Source organism: Pseudomonas atacamensis (assembly GCF_017167965.1).
GTDB classification, from domain to species: domain Bacteria; phylum Pseudomonadota; class Gammaproteobacteria; order Pseudomonadales; family Pseudomonadaceae; genus Aquipseudomonas; species Aquipseudomonas atacamensis.
In genome coordinates, this window is sequence record NZ_CP070503.1 from 3,583,398 (window position 1) to 3,600,309 (window position 16,912).

The 16,912-nt window shown below is 60.4% G+C and carries 19 protein-coding genes; 6 read left to right on the forward strand and 13 right to left on the reverse strand.

Going from position 1 to position 16,912, the window contains the following annotated elements; translation table 11 throughout:
• Window positions 1-146: 146 nt before the first annotated feature.
• Window positions 147-644, reverse strand: coding sequence for an anti-virulence regulator CigR family protein (locus tag JWU58_RS16160; protein WP_206420531.1), 498 nt, complete (start codon window positions 642-644; stop codon window positions 147-149).
• 128 nt (window positions 645-772) lie between these two features.
• On the opposite strand from JWU58_RS16160, the gene JWU58_RS16165 reads away from it, so the two are divergent.
• On the forward strand, window positions 773-931 hold the full coding sequence (locus JWU58_RS16165; RefSeq protein ID WP_080769419.1) for a DUF2986 domain-containing protein: 159 nt from the start codon (window positions 773-775) through the stop codon (window positions 929-931).
• Window position 932: 1 nt separating this feature from the next.
• Here the strand turns inward: JWU58_RS16165 and JWU58_RS16170 are convergent, their stop codons facing one another.
• Window positions 933-2,144 carry an MFS transporter gene (locus JWU58_RS16170; RefSeq protein ID WP_206420532.1) on the reverse strand — a complete coding sequence of 404 codons (1,212 nt, stop codon included), beginning with the start codon at window positions 2,142-2,144 and terminating at the stop codon, window positions 933-935.
• A gap of 131 nt (window positions 2,145-2,275) precedes the next feature.
• Here JWU58_RS16170 and JWU58_RS16175 point away from each other — a divergent pair, with 131 nt between their 5' ends.
• On the forward strand, window positions 2,276-3,169 hold the full coding sequence (locus tag JWU58_RS16175; RefSeq protein ID WP_133339996.1) for a LysR family transcriptional regulator: 894 nt from the start codon (window positions 2,276-2,278) through the stop codon (window positions 3,167-3,169).
• A gap of 370 nt (window positions 3,170-3,539) precedes the next feature.
• Entirely contained in the window at window positions 3,540-4,646 is a 1,107-nt protein-coding gene (locus tag JWU58_RS16180) for a M20/M25/M40 family metallo-hydrolase (protein ID WP_206420533.1), read from the forward strand.
• A gap of 54 nt (window positions 4,647-4,700) precedes the next feature.
• Here JWU58_RS16180 and JWU58_RS16185 read toward each other — a convergent pair whose 3' ends face one another.
• The 3 genes from JWU58_RS16185 to JWU58_RS16195 are packed head-to-tail and all read right to left on the reverse strand — an operon-like array spanning window position 4,701 to window position 6,588.
• On the reverse strand, window positions 4,701-5,513 hold the full coding sequence (locus JWU58_RS16185; protein ID WP_206420534.1) for a DUF3618 domain-containing protein: 813 nt from the start codon (window positions 5,511-5,513) through the stop codon (window positions 4,701-4,703).
• Window positions 5,510-5,938, reverse strand: coding sequence for a phage holin family protein (locus tag JWU58_RS16190; protein ID WP_024012566.1), 429 nt, complete (start codon window positions 5,936-5,938; stop codon window positions 5,510-5,512). Before JWU58_RS16190 ends, JWU58_RS16185 begins: the two co-directional genes overlap by 4 nt.
• On the reverse strand, window positions 5,938-6,588 hold the full coding sequence (locus JWU58_RS16195) for a hypothetical protein (protein ID WP_125915985.1): 651 nt from the start codon (window positions 6,586-6,588) through the stop codon (window positions 5,938-5,940). Before JWU58_RS16195 ends, JWU58_RS16190 begins: the two co-directional genes overlap by 1 nt.
• Before the next feature lie 299 nt (window positions 6,589-6,887).
• On the opposite strand from JWU58_RS16195, the gene JWU58_RS16200 reads away from it, so the two are divergent.
• Complete coding sequence (locus tag JWU58_RS16200) at window positions 6,888-8,744, forward strand: ABC transporter ATP-binding protein (protein ID WP_206420535.1); 1,857 nt, start codon at window positions 6,888-6,890, stop codon at window positions 8,742-8,744.
• A gap of 39 nt (window positions 8,745-8,783) precedes the next feature.
• Here JWU58_RS16200 and JWU58_RS16205 read toward each other — a convergent pair whose 3' ends face one another.
• The 8 genes from JWU58_RS16205 to JWU58_RS16240 form a co-directional block, all read right to left on the reverse strand.
• Window positions 8,784-9,929: a sensor histidine kinase gene (locus JWU58_RS16205; RefSeq protein ID WP_130899737.1), complete on the reverse strand. Its 1,146-nt coding sequence runs from the start codon at window positions 9,927-9,929 to the stop codon at window positions 8,784-8,786.
• A gap of 274 nt (window positions 9,930-10,203) precedes the next feature.
• Window positions 10,204-10,905, reverse strand: a complete 702-nt coding sequence (locus tag JWU58_RS16210) for a DUF695 domain-containing protein (RefSeq protein ID WP_167333554.1) — start codon at window positions 10,903-10,905, stop codon at window positions 10,204-10,206.
• 164 nt (window positions 10,906-11,069) lie between these two features.
• On the reverse strand, window positions 11,070-11,411 hold the full coding sequence (locus JWU58_RS16215; protein WP_024012561.1) for an antibiotic biosynthesis monooxygenase family protein: 342 nt from the start codon (window positions 11,409-11,411) through the stop codon (window positions 11,070-11,072).
• A gap of 28 nt (window positions 11,412-11,439) precedes the next feature.
• Window positions 11,440-12,414: a zinc-dependent alcohol dehydrogenase family protein gene (locus tag JWU58_RS16220; protein WP_024012560.1), complete on the reverse strand. Its 975-nt coding sequence runs from the start codon at window positions 12,412-12,414 to the stop codon at window positions 11,440-11,442.
• Between the two features lie 63 nt (window positions 12,415-12,477).
• The gene (locus tag JWU58_RS16225; RefSeq protein ID WP_024012559.1) at window positions 12,478-12,780 is read right to left on the reverse strand and encodes an ArsR/SmtB family transcription factor; all 303 of its coding nucleotides are present in this window, start codon (window positions 12,778-12,780) and stop codon (window positions 12,478-12,480) included.
• A gap of 107 nt (window positions 12,781-12,887) precedes the next feature.
• Window positions 12,888-13,253, reverse strand: a complete 366-nt coding sequence (locus JWU58_RS16230) for a nuclear transport factor 2 family protein (RefSeq protein WP_206420536.1) — start codon at window positions 13,251-13,253, stop codon at window positions 12,888-12,890.
• Window positions 13,254-13,335: 82 nt separating this feature from the next.
• Window positions 13,336-13,932, reverse strand: a complete 597-nt coding sequence (locus JWU58_RS16235; RefSeq protein ID WP_205884329.1) for an NADPH-dependent F420 reductase — start codon at window positions 13,930-13,932, stop codon at window positions 13,336-13,338.
• Between the two features lie 7 nt (window positions 13,933-13,939).
• Complete coding sequence (locus JWU58_RS16240; RefSeq protein ID WP_024012556.1) at window positions 13,940-14,692, reverse strand: 3-oxoacyl-ACP reductase family protein; 753 nt, start codon at window positions 14,690-14,692, stop codon at window positions 13,940-13,942.
• Window positions 14,693-14,804: 112 nt separating this feature from the next.
• On the opposite strand from JWU58_RS16240, the gene JWU58_RS16245 reads away from it, so the two are divergent.
• Together JWU58_RS16245 and JWU58_RS16250 are read left to right on the forward strand one after the other, a co-directional pair.
• On the forward strand, window positions 14,805-15,731 hold the full coding sequence (locus JWU58_RS16245; RefSeq protein WP_024012555.1) for a LysR family transcriptional regulator: 927 nt from the start codon (window positions 14,805-14,807) through the stop codon (window positions 15,729-15,731).
• A gap of 168 nt (window positions 15,732-15,899) precedes the next feature.
• Entirely contained in the window at window positions 15,900-16,859 is a 960-nt protein-coding gene (locus tag JWU58_RS16250; protein ID WP_024012554.1) for an EamA family transporter, read from the forward strand.
• Window positions 16,860-16,912 lie beyond the last annotated feature (53 nt).

Consider the following 16,912-nt stretch of genomic DNA (forward strand, 5'->3'; position numbering starts at 1 on the left):
TCCATTCATTTGGTAGCCGTTGAGCTCAGTCTGAAACCTCAACACGCAACGAACAACCCAGCCTGAATGCAGTTCATTGCTGCAAAGGCTGCAGCAATACACACATAAAAAAGGAGCGGCACGTGCGGCCGCTCCTTTTTCAACAATCAATCGAACGCGCCGCTGAGCACCTCGTAGATCAGCCCGGTGGCCAGCGCAACGAGAATGAGGTCAGTGCCCGCCTGTCGCCATTCGTAGCCGTCATAACGAGGCAGATGTTCGAGCATTCGCCCGTCCAGCTTCTTGGCGATGCCCGGGGGCAAGGGTTTACCCCGCGCCAGATTCTTTTGAATACCCGGCGGCAGCGGCGGCCCCGGATTCCAGTATTCGCCGCGATAACCATCGATGATGCCGAGAATATTGCCGCGATCGAAACTCGGGCCGCCACCATTGCCAGAGTGTTGCTGGCCCTTGTTGCCATTGCCTTGGCCGCCCCCGCCCTGTTTGCCGTGATCCTGCATGTTTTGCGGTTTGCCCTGGCCGTTGCCCTGGCCGCCCTGACCACCCTGCCCCTTGCCATTGCCGGGGTCAGCCAGTGCCGTCGTGCTGCCGATTACCAGCGCGAGGCAAGACAACGCGGTAATCAATCTGCGAGCTTTTCTCATGTGCGATTCCTTCGGTTGGGGGATGCTCTAGAGTATGGGCGAATGTGCTCAGCTTAGTGGATTTCTTCTTGCTGACCACTCGGCCTTGCGTCAGGATTCCCACCCTCTCCACCCCTGATCGAAAAATCATGAATCGTCAAAAGAAGCTGCAGCAGTTGTTTAAGGAAAAGGCCAAAAAAGCCAATGCCAAACTGGCGCCGAAAAAGCCCAAATACATCTGCAAGGCCGACCGCCTGAAGCTGGAAGCCGAAGCGGCGCAGGCCTCGGCCGAAAACACCGAGAGCTGATTCAGGCTGTCTGCCGCGACGTCAGCCAGGTCATCAGCGCCGCCAGCACCAGCAATGCCGCGCTGGCGAAAAACGTCAGCCGATAACCGCTGCCGTCGAACAGCAGACCACCGATGGTAGAACCCGAGGCAATCGACAACTGCACCACCGCCACCATCAGTCCACCGCCGGCTTCGGCATCGTCGGGCAGCGTGCGGGCCAGCCACGACCACCAGCCTACCGGCGCCGCCGTGGCGATCAACCCCCACAAGCCGAGCAACACGAACGTCGCGACCACTGAACTGCCCAACCCAATGAGCGCCACTGCGATCATCGCCATCAACAGCGGGATGGCGATCACCACGCGATACAACCCCTTCTTCAATACCGAACCGATGACCACGGTGCCGATAAACCCGGCCACACCAATGACCAGCAGGATGATCGACAGCATCGAAACGTCGACCCGGGTCACGGTCTCCAGAAACGGTCGCAGGTAGGTGAACAGAACAAACTGGCCCATGAAAAACAGACCTGCGCCGAGCATGCCCAACGCCACCCGGCGGCGTTTGAACAGGGCGAATACATTTCCCTCGTTCGCCTTGCGTGGCGCGGCCGGCAGCGCGGGCAAGCTGATCCATTGCCAGAGCAGCGCAATCAGCGCCACCGGTATCAGGCAGAAAAACGCCCCGCGCCAGCCAATCACACTGCCCAGATAACTGCCCAACGGCGCCGCCACGACGGTCGCCAGGGCATTGCCACCGTTAAAAATGGCCAGTGCCTTGGGCACGCTGGCGGCGGGCACCAGACGCATGGCCAACGCCGCCGACATCGACCAGAAGCCACCGATTACCACGCCGATCAATGCGCGACCGATCATATACACCGTGTAATTGGGCGCCAGGCCCACCACCAGCCCGGACGCGCACATCAGCGCGGTCAACAGCAGCAACAGGCGCTTGCGATCCATCGAGCCGGCGAGCCTGCTGATCGTCAGGCTGGTCAGCACCGCGAACGCGCCAGAGATGGCAATGCCGTAGCCGGCCAGGCCTTCGCTGATGTGCAAGTCCGTAGCCATTGGCGTGAGCAGACTGACCGGCATGAACTCGGAAGCGATCAGCGCGAAGACGCACAGGGTCATCGCGAACACGCCGCTCCAGTACGCCGTTTGCTCGCCGTCAGTGGACGCTTCCATGGGCTGGGCTGTCGGGGTGTCGATTACTTGAGCCGTCATGCGAAAACCTGTCTTGAAGAAGAAATCATCGAGGCACTTCTGCCCCGTTACTCAGGCTGCAAAGCTTGACGGATCAGGCTTAACTTGATTAGTAGCGGTAATCTTCATGTGCTTTTGAGAAAAATTCAGCAATGAGCAACGCCAAAGTCAACGACCTGCAGGCCTTTCTGGCGGTGGCCCAGGAGCAAAGCTTCACCAAGGCTGCCGCCCGCCTCGGCGTCACGCCGTCTGCGCTGAGTCATACGGTGCGCGCGCTGGAGCAGCGTCTGGGTATCCGCTTGCTCGCTCGTACGACACGCAATGTCTCGCCGACCGAGGCTGGCGAACGCTTGATGCACTCAATTGCGCCGCTGTTCGAGCAGATCAGCGCCGAGCTCGAAGCCCTTGGCGAATTGCGCGATAAGCCCAGCGGCACGATCCGCGTTTCCTGCACGGACGATCAGATCGAATTGTGCATCCGGCCGATGCTTGCAAAGTTTTTGCAGGACTATCCGGATATCACCTTAGAGTTTTACGTCGATTACGGATTTACCAATGTGGTCAAGGAACGCTTCGATGCCGGCATTCGTCTCGGTGAATCGATCAGCAAAGACATGATCGCCGTGCGCATCGGCCCGGACTGGCGCCTGGCCGTGGTGGCCTCGCCAGGTTACTTCGCTCGCCACCCGGCACTCACCACGCCGCATCAGTTGACGGAGCACACTTGCATCAACATCCGTCACCAACCGGCCGGCGCGATTTACGCCTGGGAGTTTGCGCACAAGGGTCAGGATTTCAGCGTGAAGGTCGATGGGCAACTGGTGTTCAACAGCATCATGCATGTGCTCAACGCCGCCGTGGACGGCATCGGCGTGGCCTACGTGCCCGAGCAATTGGTCGCGCCGTATCTGGCGGACGGGCGACTGGTGGAAGTGCTGGAAGAGTGGTGCCCGACGTTTCAGGGCTATCACTTGTATTACCCGAACAGACGCCAGAGCTCCGCAGCGTTTGCAGCGTTTGTCGAAGCGCTGAAATACAACCGCTGACAAACGCAACCCTTCAACCCAACTCAAATCCCTGTGGGAGCGGGCTTGCCCGCGAAGGCGCCAGATCAGATACATCCACATTGAATGACACACCGCTATCGCGAGCAAGCTCGCTCCCACAATGGTCCGGGGCAAGGCCACAATCTTCAGCGCAACCCAAACCCCTGTGGGAGCGAGCCTGCTCGCGAAGGCGCCAGATCAGATATATCCACGTTGAATGACACACCGCTTTCGCGAGCAGGCTCGCTCCCACAGGTCCAGCGGCATCGCGAATAGCCTGGCACCACGCAATCTGAATTTTTCCGCCAACCTGCCCCCTAAATTCTGAGCGGTCGATACACGTCCGCCGATGCAAGGAGGGTCAACATGCATGTCGGATAATCAAACGCCTTCGCCGCGCAACACAGAGGAATCCACCCAAACACTATTGAGCCGCTTGCTCATGGCGCGCGGGCCTGGCGGTCAGGAAGACGAAGTTCGGGCGATCTGCCTGGAAGAACTGCGGCGCCATTGCGACGAGGTCTGGACCGATCGCGCCGGCAATGTCGTCGGCCTGCTCAAGGGCCGCGAACCCGATCCGGACGGCGAGCACGCTGTGCGCATCATGGGCCACATGGATGAGATCGCCATGCTGGTCAAACGCGTCGAGCCGGACGGTACGTTGCGGGTGGTAGCCCTCGGCGGTGCGAATCCGGTGAATTTCGGTGTCTGTCCGGTGGATATTCTCGGCGATGCGCAAACCCTGCCCGGCGTGCTCTCATTCGGCTCGATGCACGCCACCACAGGCTCGCCGCAGGGCCAGGATGTGATGAGCGGCGCGGTGGAGTGGAAAGACGTGCACATCATCACCCGCCACGACCCGCAAACCTTGCAAGACATGGGCGTGCGCCCCGGCACCCGTGTCGTGCTCAGCCAGCACTGGCGTACGCCGTTCAGAGTGGGCGATGCCACCGCTGCGCACTTTCTCGATGACCGCGCGCCTGTTGTCGCCATGCTCCAGGCCGCCGAGCAACTCAAGCGCAGCCCGACCGAATTGGCGCACGACACCTACTTTGTCTTCACCACCCTCGAAGAAGAAAGCAACGCCGGCGCAATGTACGCCGCTGCGCACCTGCCCGGCGACACCACAATCGCGGTGGAAGTCGGCCCGGTGATGAGCGAGTACGCAACGCGATTGAGCGTCGACCCGATCATCGATACCGGCGACCAGAAAGGCTATCACTCGCGCGGCGTGGTCATGGCCTTGGCCGACGCAGCCAAGCGTTGCGGCTTCGATCCACAGTTCGCCCTGCTGGTGGATTTCGCCTCCGACGCCAGCGCGGTGATGAGCTCAGGCATCAGCGCCCAGGCCGGATGCATCGCAATCCCGACCGAGAATACCCACGGGTTTGAACTGGTCGTGGATGGCGCGATTGAAGCGTGCGCGCAGACGTTGGTCGAATATTTGAAAGGCCTGCAGAATGAGGTATCGACCTGACCCGCAGTCCAATAAAAAGGGAGGCCCATTGCAGGCCTCCCTTGTTTTTCACCATCAAGAAGTACCCAACCCCTGTGACAAATCGGAAGACGAAGGCCGCGCCGTTTCCGGCTTGGTCTCCACTTCGGTTTGTTCAGTGGTCCGAGTCACCGTGTCACGCACGGCTTCATACCCTTCCTGAGCTTCCTGCTTGGCTTTGTCGACCATGCCCGCGCTTGTGCGGCCCATGTAGCGCTGCTCAGTGGACGTAGTCGGCAATGCCGCGCCGAGCAATGCACCGAGCGCAACCCCAACGGCAGCCACCATCAGCGGTTGCTCCTTGAGCATGTGGCTGAATTGCTGGCCGAGCACTTGCGAATTACGCGACAGTCGATCACTGGCGTCATGCATCGCATGGCTGAGGTTTTCCTTCGCCGCACCGACGTTTTCCCCGAGGTGGCTGGCCTTGCCTTTCAGCGACTGGTAGCCGTCCTTCAGCGAGTCAGTGGTCGAATGCAAATGCGCGCGGGCGCTGTCGATGCCATCGGCCAAACCATCGGCCCATTCGCCGGCCTTGTCCTGATCCGGCCCGCTGCGATAGGTCGGTTGCGGCACTGGCGGGCGATTCTGGCTGATCATCAGCCAGAGCAGCCCCACGGAAGTCAGCACCGCAGGTACCGGGTTATTGCGCACGCTGGTGCCGAGGTTGGTGAAGAACGTCGAGCCGTTGCTCTGCATCATTCCCCAGGCCTGATCGATCATCTGTCCGGGGGTGAATTTGCTCTCGAGTTGATCGACGATGTTGCCGATGCTCGCGCGTTGCGCATCGATTTCGCGCTCGATCTGCTCCGGGCTTTTTTCCGCTTCGATATCCAGTTCGCTTTTCATGAGACTTTCCTCCGCAGCGCTTCCTGATCCTTGTTCAAGGCGTCGAGGGTGCGATCAGGTTTGAAGTGAGATGGCTCGAATTGCTTCTTCCCGGATTGCAGCATGGCGAAGCCAATGATCATCACCACCACGCCGACGATCAGCGCGGCCAGCCATGGCGCCATGAACATACTCAGGCCGTACACCGCCGACATCAGCAGAATAATAAAGCCGGCGAGGAACACGATCGCACCACCAGCAACCGCACCGATGCCCGCCTTCAGCGTGCTGAGGCTGTTCTGCAGTTCGGCTTTGGCCAATGCCAGTTCCTTGGTGAACAACGCTGGCACCTCGCGCGACAGTTGCCGCAACAGACCGACCACCGAAGCGTCATCCGTTTGGCCGAGGGGCCTTGCCCCGCTCAGATCAGATTCATCTCTGTTCATCACAGTTCTCCTTTGGCGTCGGGTGCGTGCGGTACGGAAGCCGCGGCAAAATCAGCGGGGTGATCGCTGTCACTGGGCGAGGTCGGGGTGATGCCGGTGGCCAGTCCCGGATTGGCGTGGGCCGATGACGGCACTGACGATTCATAGGGTCGCTGCGCACCGTAATCGGCTGGCGGTGGCGTCGATGTCGTGCCCGCCGCCGGATCATGTTCGGCGCTGACCGTCGCTGCCGCGGCCGTGCCGGCTTTGAGAAACCGCGACAGGCCGAAACCGATGGCGATGCTGCCGGCGATGAATAGCCCCGGATTGCTGCGCGCCAGATCCGCCGCATCGTGCAGCAGCTGCTCGGCACTCTTGCCGCGCAGGTTGCCCGCCAGCCCGGTCATGGAATCCGCCATGTCCGTCAGGTAGTCGGACATGCCCAGCGTGTCCTTGTCCTGCAACTCCGAGACGAAGCTCTTTGCGCCTTGGGCCAGTGCTTCTATCTGTTCGGCCGCGGTGTCCCGGTACTGTCCGAATTGCGCGTCGGCCTGTTGCCGCGCGCCGCCAATTGCTTCGTTGACGTCGTCCTTCAAATGTTCAAAACCCTGTCCAGGCTTGCTGTTCGGATCACCTGATTCAAAGCCTGCCCTGCTGTCTTGAGTATTCATGTGGCCCCTCGCGTTCTGACTTGAAAACGGAAAAACGGAGCTACACGGCAACATTGCCTCGAGCCCCCACATAGAAGATGACGGAGCAGCTTGCGCGAGAGTTCAAAGAGGTTGATGAGCGTGCGACATCGGGTTTGGATCAGCGACGAAAGGTTGCGCTTGGCACGATTGCGTTGAGCTTCTGCGCCTGGCTGCGGTCAAGACAAGGCACAAGCATTTATCTGCAACACGACGCTGAAACCCGCAACAACGCCGATAGATGGCAGAATCCCCACACCCTGATCACTTCGGAGACCGCAATGCTTCGCCTGTTTGAAGAAAGGCTCGACCCCTTCCCGCCCGACGAGGCGCCGCCACCGCCAGTCGGCCTGATGCGCTTCTTGTGGGCCTGCACCCGGGGGGCGCGCGGTTACATCCTGGCCTTCGCCCTGCTCAGCGCCAGCGTGTCGATCTACGAGGCGTGGCTGTTTTCTTTCCTTGGGCAAGTGGTGGATCTGCTCTCGACCTGGCAATCCGGCGGCGCCACCGGTGATGAGGAAAGCCGCGTGTTGTGGGGCATCGGCATCGTGCTGGTAGTCAGCATTGGTCTGGTGGCGCTGCGCACGATGGTCCAGCATCAGATCCTCGCGATCAATCTGCCGCTGCGCCTGCGCTGGGACTTTCACCGGTTGATGCTGCGGCAAAGTCTGTCGTTCTTCTCCGACGAGTTCTCCGGCCGGGTGACGACCAAGGTCATGCAGACTGCGTTGTCGGTGCGCGAGGTGCTGTTCACCCTGATCGAAATTCTCCCCGGCATCGGCGTGTACTTCATTGCGATCATAGCGCTGGCCGGTGGCTTTGCGCTGAAGCTGATGCTGCCGTTTCTGGCGTGGATCGTTTTGTTCGGGCTGGCGATGGTGTATTTCGTGCCGCGTCTGGGCAAAGTCGGCCAGGAACAGGCCGATGCGCGCTCGTCGATGACCGGGCGGATTGCCGATGCCTACACCAACATCACCACGGTCAAACTGTTCTCGCACTCCAAGCGTGAAGCGCACTTTGCCCGTGCGGCAATGGAAGATTTCAAGCTCACCGGATTCCGCCAGATGCGGCTGGTCAGTCAGTTCGAAATCGTCAATCAGGCGCTGGTGGTGGCGTTGATTCTCGGCGCTGGCGGTTATGCATTGTGGCTGTGGCATCAGGGCGAAGTCGGCACCGGCGCCGTCGCGGCGATCACCGCCATGGCGCTGCGCATCAATGGCATGTCGCACTGGATCATGTGGCAGATGACTTCGCTGTTCGAAAACATCGGCACCGTCCAGGACGGGATGGCCACCCTGACCAGCGGCCCGAAAGTCCAGGACGCGCCGGATGCCAAAGTGCTGGAGCCGGCCGGCGGCGAAGTGGTTTTCGACAATGTCAGCTTCAACTACAACGGCGAACGCCAGGTGCTCGACGCCTTGACCCTGCATATTCGCCCCGGCGAAAAAATCGGCCTGGTCGGCCGCTCCGGTGCTGGCAAGTCGACGCTGATCAACCTTCTGCTGCGCTTCTATGACGTTGATCGCGGCGAAATCCGCATCGATGGGCAGAACATCGCCGAGGTCACCCAGGACAGTCTGCGTAGCGTGATCGGCATGGTCACCCAGGACACGTCGCTGTTGCACCGTTCGATCCGCGACAACATTGCCTACGGACGCCCGGACGCCACCGACGAAGACATCCATCGCGCGGCAGTGAACGCCCAGGCCGATGGTTTCATCAGCCAGTTGAGCGACAAGCAGGGCCACAGCGGCTACGACACGCTGGTCGGCGAACGCGGTATCAAGCTCTCCGGCGGGCAGCGCCAACGCATCGCCATCGCCCGGGTGATGCTGAAAAACGCACCGATCCTGCTTCTCGACGAAGCCACCAGCGCGCTGGATTCCGAGGTTGAAGTCGCTATTCAGGAAAGCCTCGATGAAATGATGCAGGGCAAAACCGTGATCGCCATCGCCCACCGCTTGTCGACCATTGCGGCCATGGACCGGCTGATCGTCATGGACGAAGGCCGCATCATCGAACAAGGCACCCACGCGCAATTGCTCGAGAAGAACGGCACCTATGCGCGGCTGTGGCAGCACCAGAGCGGCGGGTTCCTCGGTGAGGACCGGGGTTTGGTTGAGGTGATGGAGGAGTGATCAGGCTGGAGGGCCGGGGCCGGCCCTCCATCGATTGGCCTAGATGGTGACGGAGCTTTCGGCATCCACCGGAAGCTTTACGCGAAACACGGTTCCGCCCTTCAGGTCAGAGCTGACCTCGATGGAGCCGGCATGTGAGGCGACGATTTCCGAGGCGATGAACAGGCCCAGACCGAGCCCGGCAACCGGCCCGTGATCAACCACGGAGCGCTGCGAGAACCGCCCCATCGGGTTGAAGATGAACGGCAACACATCCTCCGGAATCGGCTCGCCGCCGTTATGTACGGTGAACACCGCGCAATCCTCGCGGGCCTGCAACTCGACCGTGACCGGAAATTGATTATCGCCGTGGGTCACCGCATTGCTGATGATGTTGGAAAACACCTGTTCCATCCTGGCGCCATCGAACGCTCCCATCACCGCTTCCGTCGCATCGAACCGCACGTTGGCCTGCGGATGAAAGGCGCGGATTTCCTCGATCACCCGCTCGCACACAGGGCTGAGATCGATCAGGGATTTTTTCACCGGAATCCCCGGCCCCATCTGGCAGCGCGTCAGATCCAGCAGGTCGCCCACGATCTGGCTGGCGCGCTGCACGCTGGCGTAGATCTGCCTGGCCACTTTGCTGGTGCGCGGGTCGGTAGCTTCGGTACGACGCAACATATCCGCACCGAGCAGAATCGCCCCCAGCGGCGTGCGCAAGTCATGGCCGAGAATCCCCAGAAACACGTTGCGCGACGCCTCGACGGCGCGCGAGTAGCTGGCAATCGACTCGGCCAGCGCCTGATCGATGGCTTCGTGGAAGCGCGTCATGTCGTCGACATTCACTGATTTGCCATCCTTTACCTGACGCAGCCATTGGGTCAGCACACTGGTGCGCAGCGCGCGGTATTCCGACACCATCTGATCGATGGTAAAACCGGCCATCAGCCGCGTCACCGCGTGGGTTTCCGCAGCTGTTTCTTCATCGTCGCGCGGCGCTTGGCCCTGGGCTTTGGCGATTTGTTCGCTCATGGTCTGCTTGGTCCGCAGATCGATGACGATGGCGCGCAACATCTGCTCGGCGTGATCGCGCAGCGCGACGTTATCGAGCTCCACCCCCGGCGTCTCGATGGTGCGGGCGAAATCTTCCCAGGCCTGCAGGATCGGCTCTAGGTTTTCGAGAATGAAATCTGGCAGGCGCATGGCTGTAGTCCGCAGGGGAAATCCATCAACGCCAGCAACTGAGCCGGCGCAGATTTCGGAAAGGGCAATTCAGGAGTACAGAAGGTACGGCTGAGGGGATGCAGCCTACCACCAAAGCGCTGGGCTAACGTTGGAGGAAAATCGGTGTGCTGAAGAGGTTGCGGTCGGCATGAGATGATCGCTGCGCCCGCAACGAACGTCTCTGAAGCGACTGCGGCTACGGACTCCTTGCGATGAGAGAAGTCCGTTTCAAGAGGTTATCCGTCGAGAGTCTTCACTCCAGGCATCGCTTGGGCGTCAGTCGAGTTTGCTCGGTGTTCGGCACCTCAGCACTGAAATCTGCCTGTTTACGGCTGCTTAATTCAATCGGATAAGGACCGGTCTGCGCCAGAGCTGCCTGCACACGGCTGACAAAGGCCGCGTCGTCCAGGGTGTAGAAAACCCACACCTGACGCTTTCCGCCGGTGACCGTGCACCCCCACTTTGCGAACCCATCCGCCGTTACGGCCGCCTTAATCAGGCGGTCCACCTGCATCATCCGCGCGGATTCCTTCGAACTCGGCAGGAAGCGATCCGACACGTATTTCCAGCTGATGCGAGCCTTGTAAGGAAATGCCTGGGTATCCTTGAGATTCAAGTCGGAAGGCATGCGAAAACTCGCTGGCATTGGCTCGTCAGGAAAATCAGACGGTTGGAAATCGCTGTCGCCTGGCACGGCCACTTGCCGTTGCGGATTGTCAGCAGGATCATCACTGAGCAATATTCTGAGCGCTTCAGCTTGGCGCTCTTTCCGCTCGCTCATGCATTTGGCGTAGGCCGTTGTATGCGCTGGACCGGCATCCAGACAAGGATCGCGCTCTACCGGTTTTGGAGTATGGGAGCGCGTGCAGCCGGTCGTGATCAGGCTTGCCAGCACCAATAAAACAACGGCTGGCCAGATTTCAGGGCGCAGGGAAGCGTGGGGAGTGACTTTCAAGTGGCCTTCCTTGGATGAGCTGCAGTACAAGACATATGGAAAACGGCGCATTTTGCCTGCCATCCCTGGCCCATGAACAGGCCAAAGCGGAATTAAAGTGGCAACTCATCACAAACAGTGCTCGACCAGCCACAGCCGCTTGTGATGAACAGCCACATACTCCCTCAGATGCCTACGCTGGCACCGTTGCCCGGTACGCCAAAATCGCCACCCGGAAAAGCACCACCCTCAATGTGATACACGCTCGGCTCTGCGGAAAAATAATCCTCCAGACCCAGCATGAAGCGCTGGTGGTCTTCGCTTTCTTCAAACCCCGGCGAGTGATCCTCAAGCGATTGCCAGCGCACGATCAAATTGAATTGCTCGGGGGTTTCAATACCTTGCGCCAGCATGTGGCCGCCATATCCCTTGGCGCGGGTGAGCAACGGTTCGACTTCGGCAAATGCGCGTCGGAAGGCTTCAGTCTGATGCGGGTGAACGGGCAGCACAGCGATCTCGTAAACCATGATGTTTCTCCAAAATCAGTGAGCGGATTCAGACGATGAGTGAAGGCTCGACGGCGATGGCGATTTTTCCCAGCAGACCGTTGTTGGCGCTCTCCAGTCGAGCGTGGGCGAGCGGGATGTCGGCGAGGGAATAGACCGCGCCAACATGGGGCCGCAACTGGCCGCGCTCGACCAACGCGCTCAGTTCATCGAGCTTGCCGCGATTCTGCCGGGTGAAAACGAAGTGGTAGCTGGCGTTCTTGCCCCAGGCCTGAACGAGGTTTTGTGGCTGCGCGATGTCGACGATCGAGACGACGCGGCCAAGCTGGGCAAGCGCGTCGGCACTGCGAGACAGGGTATCGCCGCCGATGGTGTCGAACACCACATCAACGCCATGCCCGGCGGTTTCGCGCATGATCGCTTCGACGTAGTCCTCTTGGGTGTAATCGATCACCACGTCGGCACCCAGGCTGCGGACGAAGTCGGCGTTGGCCTCGCGCACGGTGGTGAACACTCTGGCGCCCATGGCTTTGGCCACCTGAATCGCCACATGGCCGACCCCGCCCGCGCCGCCGTGGATCAGAATGCTTTCGCCAACGCGGAGCACGGCGCGCACGGTCAGCGCTTCCCAAACCGTACCGCCGACCAGACTCAGACTGGCCGCCTCGAGGTGGCTCAGCGCGGCAGGCTTTCTGGCGATGATGCTTTCGGCTGCGACGTGGTACTCGGCATAACTGCCCTGCCCGTCGAATATCTGCGGGGTGTACCAGACCTCGTCGCCCGGCGCGAAAGCGCTGACGCCCGGCCCGATGGCTTCAACCACGCCCGACACGTCGTGACCGGTAATGGCTGGCAGCGGCACCAGGTCGGGATAGTCACCGCGCCGAACCTGATAATCCAGCGGATTGATGGAAGTAGCGTGCACTCGGACCAGCACTTGGCCCGCTTGCGGAACCGGTTTTGGAACGTCGCTGAGTTCGAACGAATCAGGACCGCCGAAGGATTTCAAAATCATCGCTTTCATGGCAAAACCTCGTATCGATAAAGAGGGATATCGGGAATTCTCGATATACTAGAGTAAAAAAATTTACAGCTCTTTCCCTATGATCTCTGCAAGCGCGCTGATAGCAGCCTCATTGCGTTTGTAGTAGGTCCATTGACCGATGCGCCGCACCTCAACCAGCCCCACTCGCTGCAACGTGGCCAGGTAACTCGACACCGTAGACTGCGACAGGCCGATACCTTCCTGGATGCTGCTGACGCAGACACCCTCGACGAGAACGTCACCCTCATCCTGCGGGGGGAAATTCTTGACGGGATCCTTCAGGCCTTCAAGGATCTTGAGGCGCGTCGGGTTCGAGAGGGCTTTGAAGATTTCGATCAGTTCCATGCGCCGAGGATATCGAGATTTTTCGATATGTCAATGCGCGATATTGATCTGATTGGCAGTCGGCGACAGGCGGCAACGGGATCCGATTTGCCACCCTGCCGTGCGGCTCAGCCTTGGGGCGCATCCAGCAACACCCACAACCGCACGATTTTCCCTTCGCTGATTTCCGCCACGTCGACACCGCTGACAACAGTTGACCCAGCGCTCAGGCCCGCATGCCAGCGCAGGTAACCCAAGCCATGATGCCCAACCGCCGGCCCCTCGGGAACAAAAGCGAAGTCCGCCCCGAACTGATCCAGCAACGCACCGGCCACCTCTGAAATCGCCGCCCGCCCGGTGACGATGCCAGTCGGTTCGTACATCGTCGGTGTGTCTGCAAAAAGCTCCTGCACCGCCGCAATGCGCTTGTGTGCATCGCGCTCGTTGAACACGCGCTGCAGGTTGGCCCGCAGCAAGGCGTCGTAGTTTTCCACCTCATTGATATTTCGCGAATCTGAGCCAGACATTTTTGAATCCTCGATTGGTATGTGAAGCCCGGTTGCCCGGGCTCAGCGGTCAACCATGTTTGACCAGGTTCAAGGCTGGCAGCGGTCCGCCCGGGAACTGTGCAAGCATTCCCTGCTGCACACCGCCCAGGTCGATGCCGTAAAAACCCAGTTGAGTAATCAGCTCTGCAACTTTGGTTTTGCTCGCGGCATCTTCACCGGAATAAAACAGCACCCGCTTGCCGCCCTCGGCGGAGGGATCGCTCAGCAGAGCCGCGAGCAAATGGTTGAAGGCCTTGACCACGTGCGCACCGGGCAGCATCTGCGCCACCACTTGCGAAGACGGCTGGCCGCCCAGATCGAACGGCTTGAACAGTGGTGCCTCGATCGGGTTGTTGGCGTCGATCACGATACGTCCATCCCAAGGCCCGAGATCGCGTACCGCGTCGGGGATCTTCGACCAGTTCACCGCCAGAAAAACAATGTCCGCCTGACTGGCTTGCTGAGCCGTCACCGCTTGTGCGAGTGGACCCAATTCGTCGACCAAACCGGCAAGGCTCTGCGGCCCACGGCTGTTGGCCAGACTGACCGGCAGGCCTGCGTTGACGAGCAACCGAGCGATGGCGGTGCCGATGGAGCCTGTACCAATGATGCTGATAGTCATGATGCTCTCCTTACGCTGTGAAGCCGCCGTCGACGATTAATTCTGCACCGGTGACAAACCCGGCGTCCGCACTGGCCAGGTACGCCACCGCACTGGCGACATCCTTGCCCTCGCCGTACCGCCCCATGGCGATGTTCGGGCGTAGGAAGTCCGCAATAGGTCCGTCGGCCGGGTTCATGTCGCTGTCGGTCGGGCCGGGATGGACGGTGTTCACAGTGATGCCGCGCGGCCCAAGATCGCGCACCAGTCCACGACTGAAACCGGTCAGCGCACCTTTGCTCAGGGTGTAGACGGAGGCGGTAGCGAACGCAGCGTATTGCACCATCGAGCTGCCGATGTGAATGATGCGACCGCCCTGCCCCATGTGTTTGAGCGCTTGCTGAGTGGCGACGAAGACGCCGGTCACGTTCACCGCAAGGATGCGTTGAAAGTCCTCAAAGGCGATGTCCTCGGGGGCACCGAGCAGGCTGATACCAGCGTTGTTCACCAGAATGTCGATCTTGCCAAAACGCTGTGCAACCTCGGCAATCGCTGCACGTACAGCCTCGGGATTGCCCGCATCGGCCGCCAGCGCCACAGCCTGGCCGCCCGCCGCGACGATTTCCTGCACGACCGCTGCGGCGCGATCTGGCGATGCGTTGTAGGTGATAGCGACGGTGGCGCCATCTGCCGCGAGTCGCTCGGCGATTGCTGCGCCGATGCTGCGTGAGCCACCGGTCACGATGGCGATTTTGCCGGTCAGTGGAAGCGTGGAAGTGTTCATGGTCGAGCCTCTGGGTGGTTGGAGTTGATGAGGCTATGAAACGCCTTTTGATCTTCCACCAGTAGTGGAAGCCCACTAGAATCACTTTCAATTATTCGTTGAAGGTGCGCAGATGGAAACCTTAGGCAATTTGCTCTCATTCGTGCGCAGCGCCGAGGCGGGAAGCTTCTCTGCGGCGGCGCGGCGCCTGGGCCTGACTCCCGCGGCGGTCAGTCGCAATGTCGCGCAACTGGAGGCCAACCTCGGCGTACGCTTGTTTCAGCGCAGCACGCGCAAACTCACGCTGACCGAAGCGGGAGAACGCTTTCTGGCCAACGTCGGTTCGGGACTGGAGAGTGTTCAAGCGGCGATTGCCGACGTGGCCGGCAATGCCGGAGAGCCTTCAGGGCTTTTGCGTCTGAGCGCAGCACCCGGTTTCGCCAGGGATTTTCTGTTGCCACTGATGCCCGAGTTTCTCAAGCAATACCCCGCCGTGACCCCTGAATGGCACGTCGACAATCGCCAGGTCGATCTCATCGCGGACGGGTTTGATGCGGCCATCGGTGGCGGCATCGAGCTGGCGCAAGGTGTGGTGGCCAGGGCCATTGCCCCGGCGCATCTGATTCTGGTGGCATCGAAGGAATACCTCTCGGCACACAAGCGCATCCGGCACATCGAAGAGCTGGCGACGCTGGATCATCTGGCCATGCGCTCGGTGCAGACCGGCAAGGTGCGCAGCTGGATGCTGCAAGGCCCCGACGGGCAACGAGCACCGCTGGAGTTGGCGCCGCGCCTGTTGGTCAACGATCCGCAAGCGCTGTGTCAGTGCGCGCGCTTGGGATTGGGGGTTGCGCTGTTGGCGGTTCCGGATGTGCTGCCTTATCTGCAGGACGGCACGCTGGAAAGGGTTTTGCCGGGTTGGCATGTCGATGCGGGGCAGATCTATTTGTACTTTTCCAGCCAGAAACTGTTGCCGGCCAAAACCCGGGCGTTTGTGGATTTTCTGGTCGGTCAGGCTCGAGCGGATGGGTGGGCAACTCGACTCGATGCCCGGACTTAAAAAGCAAGTCATACGACCTCTGAAACTCAACCAGCATCACGCCTAAGCGGTTTTTCAAGCCTTTCGAGCTTGCTGCGCCTGCTTGATTACGGTACAAATCAGGCAGTTGTACGACAACATAATAAAAACCTGAGCCACCCCGAGTGGCTATCATTTTTGAGATCTGCCATGTCCCGTCCTGAGTTTGCGCCAACCGTACCGCCACCCTTCCCTCGTTATCTCGCCGTGATCATTCTGTTGTGCATGGGCTGTGCGTTCGCCGGCAACCACGTCGCGGCACGGGTCGCTTTTGATGATGGCGCGGGCGTGTTGCTGGCGATTCTGATGCGCTCCGGCGGGACCTTGCTGGTGCTGGCCATTCTCGTCCTGTGGCAGCGGCAAAGCCTGCGTCTGCCGGCGGGCGCGTGGCGTTGGCAATTACTGTTGGGGCTGTTGATCACTGCGCAGAGTCTGTGTCTGTATTCCGCCGTAGCACGGGTGCCGGTCGCTCTGGCGCTGCTGGTGGCCAACGTATTTCCGATCCTGCTCGCCTTGCTGACCTGGGCGCTGGGCGGCCCACGACCAAGCGCGCGCACCGCGATGTTGATGGGCTTGATTCTCGTCGGGCTGGTGTTCGTGCTGGACGTTCCCGGACGTCTATCAGACAGCGCGAGCGTCGGCCCGGAATGGCTACTGGGCGTCGCACTCGCCTTCTGCGCCGCCAGCGTCTTCGCCTGCGCGCTGTGGATCACCGACCACAAACTGTCGCAAGTGCGCGGCTCGGTGCGCAGCCTGCTGACCATCTTCATCGTCTTCAGCAGCGTCAACCTGGCCGGCTTGACCGGCGCCCTCCCCGGCGGACTCAACCTCCCCGCCACTTCAACCGGCTGGCTGGCCCTTGCCACGCTTGTCGTGCTCTATGGGACCGGCTTCATTGTGTTGTTCATTTCCGTGCCCCGACTGGACATGCCACGCAACGCCCCGGTGATGAATATCGAACCACTGGCGACATTGTTGATGGGCTGGATTGTGCTGGATCAAATGCTCAGCAGAGGGCAGATCGTAGGTGGAGTAATTGTAGTGAGCGGGATTGTTTTGCTGACGTATCGCAAAGCGCCGGTGAAGGTTGGGGTGAAGGCTGAGGTTTGAGGGGGTGTAGTAGCGCATCAGCAGCATCGCAATTGCCTCCGATAAAGGTGGCA